Annotated in this window: 10 protein-coding genes; 1 reads left to right on the forward strand and 9 read right to left on the reverse strand. The window is 50.8% G+C overall.

The window, feature by feature from the left end; translation table 11 throughout:
* The first annotated feature begins 58 nt into the window (after positions 1–58).
* The gene (locus Q0257_RS07240; RefSeq protein ID WP_298023405.1) at positions 59–292 is read left to right on the forward strand and encodes a hypothetical protein; all 234 of its coding nucleotides are present in this window, start codon (positions 59–61) and stop codon (positions 290–292) included.
* Here the strand turns inward: Q0257_RS07240 and Q0257_RS07245 are convergent.
* From Q0257_RS07245 to Q0257_RS07285, 9 genes are all read right to left on the reverse strand, one after another.
* Positions 246–1007 (reverse strand): thiazole synthase, encoded by a 762-nt coding sequence (locus Q0257_RS07245; protein ID WP_298023408.1) that lies wholly within the window; start codon positions 1005–1007, stop codon positions 246–248. The two genes, Q0257_RS07240 and Q0257_RS07245, sit on opposite strands and share 47 nt — an antisense overlap.
* Before the next feature lie 550 nt (positions 1008–1557).
* A complete protein-coding gene (gene thiF, locus Q0257_RS07250; RefSeq protein WP_298023410.1) occupies positions 1558–2352 on the reverse strand; it encodes a sulfur carrier protein ThiS adenylyltransferase ThiF in 795 nt (264 codons plus the stop codon).
* Between the two features lie 348 nt (positions 2353–2700).
* Complete coding sequence (locus tag Q0257_RS07255) at positions 2701–3105, reverse strand: hypothetical protein (protein WP_298023413.1); 405 nt, start codon at positions 3103–3105, stop codon at positions 2701–2703.
* Positions 3106–3335: 230 nt separating this feature from the next.
* Entirely contained in the window at positions 3336–3539 is a 204-nt protein-coding gene (thiS, locus tag Q0257_RS07260; protein ID WP_297946360.1) for a sulfur carrier protein ThiS, read from the reverse strand.
* Complete coding sequence (locus Q0257_RS07265) at positions 3532–5124, reverse strand: ABC-F family ATP-binding cassette domain-containing protein (protein WP_298023417.1); 1593 nt, start codon at positions 5122–5124, stop codon at positions 3532–3534. The genes thiS and Q0257_RS07265 overlap by 8 nt, the downstream gene beginning before the upstream one ends.
* A gap of 220 nt (positions 5125–5344) precedes the next feature.
* Complete coding sequence (locus Q0257_RS07270) at positions 5345–6472, reverse strand: cation diffusion facilitator family transporter (protein WP_298023420.1); 1128 nt, start codon at positions 6470–6472, stop codon at positions 5345–5347.
* A gap of 18 nt (positions 6473–6490) precedes the next feature.
* Positions 6491–6877: a hypothetical protein gene (locus Q0257_RS07275; RefSeq protein ID WP_298023423.1), complete on the reverse strand. Its 387-nt coding sequence runs from the start codon at positions 6875–6877 to the stop codon at positions 6491–6493.
* A gap of 362 nt (positions 6878–7239) precedes the next feature.
* Positions 7240–8433: a tetrahydrodipicolinate N-succinyltransferase N-terminal domain-containing protein gene (locus Q0257_RS07280; protein ID WP_298023426.1), complete on the reverse strand. Its 1194-nt coding sequence runs from the start codon at positions 8431–8433 to the stop codon at positions 7240–7242.
* Between the two features lie 105 nt (positions 8434–8538).
* On the reverse strand, positions 8539–9110 hold a 572-nt coding region (locus Q0257_RS07285), incomplete at its 5' end, for a hypothetical protein (protein ID WP_298023429.1).

A 9110-nucleotide genomic window follows, 5' to 3' on the forward strand; every position in this document is an offset into this window, starting at 1 on the left:
CCCATCATCTTTAAAATTTTCCTTTTAAATTTTCATTTAAATTCCACGCGGCACGTTTTTGCGTGCAAATTTAGACGCCACAATTTTAAAATTTCATACCGAGCCGCGTGAAATTTTAAAATTTCACGCCATGTCTATCGGCTGCTACGCCGATCTTGCGCGATATGTATCCGTCAACCCAAGAAATGCAAATTCCGCGCAAAAACACGGCTCGCACAACCAAGCCGCGCTTAAAATTTTAACCGCTACCTCAAAAATCCCGTTAGCGGCGAGCTTGCGCTGGCCGTCTTAGAAACGGCGCCGAGCCCCGCCAGATAGGCATCGCGCCCCGCCTGCACGCCGAGCGCAAACGCCCGCGCCATCAGCGCCAGATCCCCGCTCGTGGCGATCGCCGTATTTACCATCACCGCAGCGCAGCCCATCTGCATCGCCTCGCAGGCCTCGCTAGGCGCGCCGAGCCCCGCATCTACGATGATCGGCACGTCGATTTCGCCAAGCAAAATTTCGATCATCCCGCGCATCATCAGCCCGCGATTGGAGCCGATCGGCGCAGCCAGAGGCATCACGGCGGCGACCCCCGCGCTTACTAGATCGCGAGCTACGCACAGATCGGCGTGCATGTAGGCAAGCGGCACGAAATCCTCGCGCGCTAGGGCCTCGCAGGCTTTGATCGTCTCGGAATTGTCGGGCAGAAGGTATTTGCTGTCGCCTATGATCTCGATCTTTACGAAGTCGCCGCAGCCAAGCTCGCGCGCGAGCCGTGCGATCCGCAGCGCCTCCTCGGCATTTCGTGCGCCGCTGGTATTCGGCAGCAACGTGACGCCGCGGGGGATGAAATCCAAGATATTGCGGCTCTTGCTTTCGTTCACGCGGCGCAGCGCAAGCGTGACGATCTCGCAGCCCGCGTGCCGTACGCAGGCGTCGATCATCGCGTGATCGAACTTGCCAGAGCCCATTATCAGGCGTGAGCTAAACTCCCTGCCGCCTAAGATCAGTTTATCATCCATTCTATCCTCTTTAGTTTAAATTTTTGTTTTGATACGTGGCGCAGATAGCGCAATATCAGTACTTGCGCGGCGCATTATACACAGCGCGAGATTGCGGCACAGATTGCGCGCCTTGCTTCTATCGCTATTTTAATGCGCCGCACGACGCCGCGTCCAAGCTTTAAAATTTCTCGTCAAATTTTACGCCACGACACAAAATTTTAAAATTTCACGCGCAGACTGCGGCTCGCTTCGCTGCGCGGAATTTTAAATCCTACGTTCAAAAGCAGCTCGCTCGCGCCGAATAAATTTTAAAATTCTACTTACACGCGAGCTGCGCACGACAAATGGTTTAAATTTCGTCGTTTAAATTTAGATCTCGCGGCTAAATTTCGCGGCCAAATTTGCACAGCGCGCAGTAAATTTTACGCCGTTTTAAAAACGCGCGCCGTATACCCGCCGAAACGCTCGCCGCTTCTCAAAAATAATCGCGCGAGGCCTAAATTTAATCGACGAAATAAATAAAGGCGCGTAAATTTAGAAATGTAAGCGCACGATGATAAGCGCCAAGCTAGCTCTCCTCGCCCAAAATCAGCCTCAGCGCGACGTTTGCCTGATGTGCGGCGCAGATCGCCACGCGCGGCGCAAGCAGCCCCATGCCCTGAGCTGCGGCGCTTTTGCGGTCGCCGCAGACGAAGACGTTTTTGCCGAGTCGCGTCGTGCGGATCTCGTTGGCGTCGCCGCTGCCCGCCATGCCGCTAGCACAGATCAAAAAGCGATCCGTGCCGCCGAATGCGCCAAAAATCATCGCTTTCGCCGCCGCGTCGTCGAAGCACTCACAAATTATACGCTCGTTTTTTAAAATTTCGGCTACGTTTTGCGCGGTAAGTCGCTCGTTTAAGGTTCGCACGCGTACGAACGGGTTTATACGCGCGATTTTTTCGCGCAGAGCGGCGGTTTTGGGCTTGTAGAGATCGCCGATCTCGTACTGCTGGCGGTTCAGGTTAGTCGGCTCGACGACGTCGAAGTCGATTAAAAAGAGCTCGCCAACGCCCGCGCGCGCAAGCAGGATCGCAACGTTGGAACCGAGCCCTCCGAGCCCGCAGATCGCCACGCGCGAGCCTTGCAGCGCTTCATTTACAGCGGGGGCATTGCGAGCAAGCATCAGCTCGCGAAGCTCCTGCGGCGCCAGCTTCGCGCCGCGCGCGAGCAAAAAGAGCTCATCTCCCGCCTTCAGCGCGCAGTTTTGCGTGCTCGCATAGCCGTTTATCACGGCGATCTCGCCGCTAAATTTAACCTCGCGCTTCAGCCCCTCAAGATCGCTCGCGCCCGTTTCGTAAGCTTTGCCATTTAATTTTATCTGCATTTTGATCCTAAATTTTATCTTTTTGCCGTTTAAATTTATCGCGCAAATTTAAGCGCGGCGCCCTGCATCTGTGCGAACATAGCGCGCATTGATGCGGTATTGCGGCGCGATTGCGACAGAAATCTACATAGCTGCGACGCACCGCGCAAACGCTTGGCACGAGCTGCGATGTACGCGGGGTGCACCGAGCGCATCGCACGCGATTTTAATCTAAAAATTTCATCCTGCTTTAACGCGTAATGTTTCAAGCCTACTGCGCGCATTGCGTTCAGCCAATACGTCGCGTCGTAGGGACCTCGTATGGCACGCGCAGCACAATCAAATCCGCTAAATTTAGCGTGCTAATCCCTACACTTGTCGGTTAAATTTAAAGTCGCGAGGCACTGCGCGATCCGCCGAATTTAAAAGCTGATAAACGCCCGAATAAATCCGTGCTACGGCTAAATTTAAAATTTTCAGCCGAACCGAACCGACGAAAAAGCGGCACGTCGTAGCATGCGTCTTAGCGTGCACGACGGCAGAAATCTCGGGGTAAATTTTAAACCTCGCGCTCAAAGCCCACAACTTCGGCGTAAATTTTAAAGCCATGCGCTCAAGCTTGCGGCGCCGACGCAGTTTACAGCTCCACACCCAGTCGCCGCAGCCAGCGGCGCAAATTAACGTTCCGCCGCCGAAATAAAATTTAAACTCTATCGCCGCGGAGCAAATTTTAAAACTCCTACGTCCTACCGCCGCAGCATAGCTCTCTTTCAAAATTTAAAGCTCACCGCAGGCACCGGGCTACCGCGGCTTCCTCATAAATTTAAAAATCCAAACGCTGTCGTGTCGCTACGCCATGTCGCCGTATCGCTTAAAATTTTAACGACGCGCGTGCAAATTTTAAGCTCTAGCCGCTGTGTCGCCATGCCGCTTAAAATTTAGCGACCTCCGCGCAAATTTAAGCCTCGGCTGCTATAATTTTAAAATAATTCAAAGCTCTGACCTCAGCCGCCGCCTACGAACTCGACGATCTCATATTTTTTGCCGCTTGAGATTTGCGTGCGCTCCCACGCCTCTTTTTTTAAAATTTCGCCGTCGCGCTCGAGCGCTACTAGGCGCAGATCGTGTCCGCGTCGGCGCAAAAACTCGCTCACGCTCATATCCTGCGCCAGCTGCAGCCTCTCGCCGTTTACGCAGATCTCAATCATCGCTCGCTCCCAAGCTCTCGCGATACTCCTCGTAAGTGCCCCTAAAATCGACGATTTCGCCGTCTCCTTTGAGGTGTAAAATTCTATTTGCAAACGCGTCGATAAGCTCGCGGTCGTGACTCACGCAGATCGCGCAGCCCGCGAAGTTATACAGAGCCTCTCCCAGAGCGATGATCGCCTCAAGATCGAGGTGGTTGTTGGGCTCATCAAGCACCAGCAGGTTCGGGCGTTGCAGCATTAGCTTGCTTAGCATCACGCGGTGTTTCTCGCCGCCGCTTAGGCTGCCCACGCTTTTCTCCTGCTCCGCGCCGCTAAAAAGCATGCGCCCAAGGCATTTGCGAATTTCATCCAGATCCCTATTTTGCGGGCTTTGTAGATATTCGTAGAGCTTGAGCTCGCCTGAAATTTTATTATTCGTATCCTGCGCGAAGTACCCGGGCTCGATCGTGGCGCCCATGTGAACCTTGCCGCGCTGCGGCGCGAGTTCGCCCATGATGATCTTGCAAAGCGTGCTTTTGCCCACGCCGTTTCGACCGATGATGCCGATCTTATCGCCGTGAGCTAGCTTGAGATTGAAATTTTTTAAAATTTTAATCTCACCGAAGCTCATATCCACGCCGCTTAGCTCTAAAATTTCATTACCGATCTCGCGGGCGGGCTTAAATAAAATGCTAGGCTCCCTGCGCGAAGAGGTCGCAAGCTCGCTAAGATCAAGTTTATCAAGCTGTTTTTGACGGCTCGTGGCCTGCTTCGCTTTGCTTGCGTTGGCGCTAAAACGAGCGATAAATTTTTCAAGCTCCGCCTTCTCTTTGAGCTTTTTCTCGCGCTCAAACTGCGCCTGTTTGGCGATTATATTGGACGCGATGAACCAGTCGTCGTAATTGCCGCTAAATTCGCGCACACGCCTAAAATCCACGTCGAGGATGTCCGTGCAGACGCGGTTTAAAAAGTGACGGTCGTGGCTGATGACTACGAGCGTGCCCGTGTGACGATTTAGCTCAAACTCGAGCCACGAAATGGCGTCGATATCGAGGTTATTCGTAGGCTCATCCAAAAACAGCACGTCGGGGCGCGGGAAGAGCACCTGCGCGAGAAGGACCTTAAATTTATCGCTCGTCTCGATCTCGCTCATCTTTTTATCGAAATCATTCAGCCCTAGCGAACTTAAAATTTTCTCGATCCGCGTTTCGTACTCGTAAGCGGGATCCTCCTCGGCGCAGATCATCTCGAGCTCGCCGAGGCGCTCGTTTATCTCGTCGTTAAACTCGCCCGCTTCGTAAAGCTGCGTCTTTTCGCGCACGGCGTCATAGAGGCGCTTGTTGCCGTAGAGTACGGCGTCTTTGACGCTGAAACTTTCAAAGGCGAATTGATCCTGTCCCAAAACGCCTATTTTAAGCCCGCTTTGGATCAGAATTTCGCCGCTGCTTGCTTCGATCTGCCCGCTTAAAATTTTAAGTAGCGTCGATTTGCCCGCGCCGTTTGCGCCGATGAGGCCGTAGCGCCTGCCCTTATCGAGGCTCAAATTTACGTTTTCAAAAAGTAGCTGTTTGCCAAAGCGCATCGTTAGATCTTTGATTTCAACCATATTTTTCCTTTTAAATTTCTCTTTGCATTGCCTTGCGCGCGGGCTTCTGCCAGGTTTTGCGCGCAAATTTCATCTCGCGGCTTATTGCGGCTTTTGCGCCGCGCGGAGCTGCGATAAATTTCTCCTATTGTAGCTTAAAATTCTGAAATTTCGCCGAAGGGGTGCGCGAGAAAGCGAGAGCCGGCGCGATTAAATTTAAACCGCTAGAGCAGTTTAAATTTTAACCGCTGTAATCGCTATCGCGAGTGATGATGAGCGTGTAGTTCGGATACGCGGCGCGCACCTGCTTGCAGACCGCGCGAAACGTCGCCTCCATATCGGGCGCTGCGAAATCGACGATAACGTCGAAGCTGATCGAGCGCTTTTCCTCATCGAGATAAAATCCATGTATCTGCGAGACGAACTCATGCGAAAACGCCATCTGCTTGATATGCTCGTAGATCTCGGCGGCGCGCGGATCGTTTTTGTTAAACGCGTAAATTCCTACGGTGTCTAGGATGATATTAAATTTCGCAAAAACGGCGTTTTGGATGCGGCGCGTAAGAGCGTCGATCTGCGCCGCGGTCGTACTTTCTGCGACTTCGATATGGATGCTGCCGACCATCTTATCGGGCCCGTAGTCATGAAACATCAGATCATACGCGCCGATGACGCCCTCAAAGCCGCGCACGACGTCGTAAATTTCATTCGTAAGCTTCAAGCTTGGGCGCGAACCCAAAAGCTTGCTGATCGTATCGCGCAGAATTTCATACGCCGTTTTGATCAGAAGCGCCGAAATTATCGCGCCCAGATACGCCTCCAAGCTCAGCCCGAAAATAAGCGAAATAAAAGCCGCTACGAGAGTGGCTAGTGATACGAGCGCATCGTATTTGGCGTCCACGCCGCTTGCGATGAGCGAGTCCGAGTTCACGCGCTCGCCCGTCTTTTGCGTATAGAGCCCCAAGCTAAATTTCGCCGCGACAGCTACTGCGATGATGGCGAGTGAAATTGCATTATAATTCGCCGCTTGCGGATGGATGATCTTTTTGATCGATTCAACGAGCGAGACGCCGCCGGTGTAGAGGATGATGACGGCGATTACGATCGCGCTTAGATATTCGATCCTGCCGTGTCCGAAGGGGTGCGCGCGATCGGGCTGCTTGCTAGCAAGATGCACGCCCACGATCGTAATGACGGACGAAAGTGCGTCGCTTAGGTTGTTTACGGCATCAAGTACGATCGCGATCGAGCCTGAGATCAGCCCCACGACGCCCTTAAATGCCGCTAAAATTACATTTGAAACGATACCGATCACACCGGTGCGAACGATGATTTTATCTCTGCTATACGCCGCTTGAGGCACTTCCATTATCTCTCCTTTGAAATTTTACTCTAAGCCGCAATCTTTGCGCGTATAGGTCAGATCGGCTATTTTTTCGCCGCTTTGCAGAAATTCTCGTACGCCTATGCGATTTAGACCGCCCGCTTTCATCATCGCGCAGACGTCCTTTTGCCTGTTAGCGCGCAAAATGCTTTCAAAATTTTGCTTGATTTTGGGATCTACTTTGTCCCAAATTTCATTTTTTAGAATCGTGGGAATTACAAATTTATCGCCCTCGCATGTAGCCGCGCTCAACTCTATATTTTTAGTCGCGGGGTGACTGTGCCCATTTACGGCGTCCGCCAAAGCCTTGCAGCGCTCGGCATCGACATCTCCCGCAAGCGCTGCGCTGCAGATAAATACGCCAAATACGGCGGGTATAAATTTTTTCATTTTCATCTCCTGATTTTATTTGAAATCTATCATATTCAAATTTTAAATTCAATCTATTTTTGAAATTTAAAGACCTATTTGTGCGGCGCAAATCCGCGAGCCGCCAAAATTACTTACGTTAAAATAGCGGCGTAAATTCCATAAATCACCGCTAGAAATTTTCTAAATCGCGGCAAAAATTCTTTAAATTCCGCGTGAAATTCTATGAGCGGAAATTTTTGCGACGGATCGCATGCGCTCGCTCAAAGCGGCGTGCGGCGAGATCGTCCGTATCTTTTTCAAACTCGCCGTTTAAGTTATAGATTTAACGCAGTTTAAAAAAAGCTCCAGCCAATCCGCGCCCGCCGTTTAAATTTATAAATTTAATGCAGTTCCGCGTTGAGTTTGATCGCGCGTTTGTTAACGCTTGCCGTAATCTGCCCGCTTTGGCTGTTTTGGCGGAAGTGCAGACCGCTAAGCCCGGCAAGCTCAAGCCCTTTATAAATTTCACGATCGAACGCAAAGCCTGGATTTAGCGCTGCTAGCGCCTCGCGATCCTTTTGCGCGATGAAAACCTTCGTGCCCTCAAGTATCGCGATGCCGGCATCCACGATGCAGCGGTCGCCTAACGGAATGCCCGTGACGGAGTTTGCGCCCAGCAAGCAGTGCTTGCCGATGCTCACGGCATTGCCGTTGGTGCCGCTTAGCACGCCCAAAATCGACGCGCCGCCGCCTATGTCGCTGCCCTCGCCCACGACGACCGAGCTGCTGACGCGCCCCTCAATCATAACGCTGCCGGTCGTGCCTGCGTTGAAATTCACATACGCAGCACCCGGCATCACGGTCGTACCCGCGGCGATATGCGCACCCAAACGCACTTTCGCATCGTCTAAAATCCGCACGTTTTGCGGCGGTGCGACGTGGCTTAGGTAGCGCGGAAATTTATCGACGCTGATGATACGCGGATAGCGGCCTTGCATTTTTAAATGGATTTCGTTTTCACGCAGCCACCAAAGCTCGATCGGGCGGGCGTTTTCGTCCCATGCGACGTTCGGAAGCACGCTAAATGCGCCGTCTAGATTGAGCGTGCGCGGCTCGCAGAGATTTAGCGAAAGCGCATAAAGCTTGAGATAGACGCTCTCGACACTTTTTGGCGCGGTATCCTCGAAGACGAAGCTGGCGCAAAAGCTCGCGTGCTCGTCCGATTTCATCGCCTCTTTAACCGCAAGTAGCACCTGCAGATTTTTGTGCGCGCCCTCTTTGGCGTCTGGCTGTAGAAATTTTAAAGCCTCGATCGCCTTTTTTAGGGCTTTATGCGTTAGCGGAAGGACGCACTCACTACCGCTAAAATCCATGACCTCTCCGTATTCGGTTAGAGCATGGATTAGCACTGCTGCGCTTACTAGCCCATCTTTAAAATTTACGTGCGCGTAATTCACGCTTAGACTTTTATGCTCCTCCGCACGCCCCTTAAATACGCGCCCGATCGCCCACATCATCGGATCGCGATAGCCCTTTTCGGCGCGAACTTTATCTGCAAAAGCTCGCAGCTCGCTTAGGCATTTAATCTCTTTCATATTTAATCCTTAATCGCAAAATTGCGCGGGAGTATAGCTAAATTTAATTTAAAAGGGGATTTGAAAAGGCGCATGAATGGAATTTAAAAGCAAAGACACGCGCTTTTAAATTCTTGATTGTTTTGCTTTAGATTGTTTGGCTTCTTGTAGTTTTGCTGCGGACTTCTTATCTTGCTGTTGCTCTGGCGAAACAAAAATACTCACATCCTCGCTAGGGACTTTCTTTCTTATAGTTTTAATGCAAGAATCGCCGACATCGTTACAATTGCTAACCGTGCGGTCAAATTCCACATAGGCATATTTGCCGTCATCGAAAATTAGTTTACCACTAACGGATTTATTTTCGTTTTTTAGATATATTTTTACATTATCCGCAGCTAGGCTTAATGATTTCAAAAATAAGCCATATAAGTCAGCATAAAATTTTGGGACAAGAAAAAGACTACCTAAATACAATCCGAGCATAAGAACTAGAATTGCAACAATGACATTTTTTGCACCCTCATTACTCCTATTATAGAAAGCATACGCTAAGAATAAATACAATATAAGCGATACAATATATATTATTATAATCCTACATGGTGTTTTTGTATTCTTGCATACCCAGAGACAAAAAACAAAAACCACTATAAGAGCCAATATAGCAAATAATACGCCAAAAAAGCAGTCCTTCT

The organism is uncultured Campylobacter sp., assembly GCF_938018035.1.
GTDB lineage: Bacteria > Campylobacterota > Campylobacteria > Campylobacterales > Campylobacteraceae > Campylobacter_B.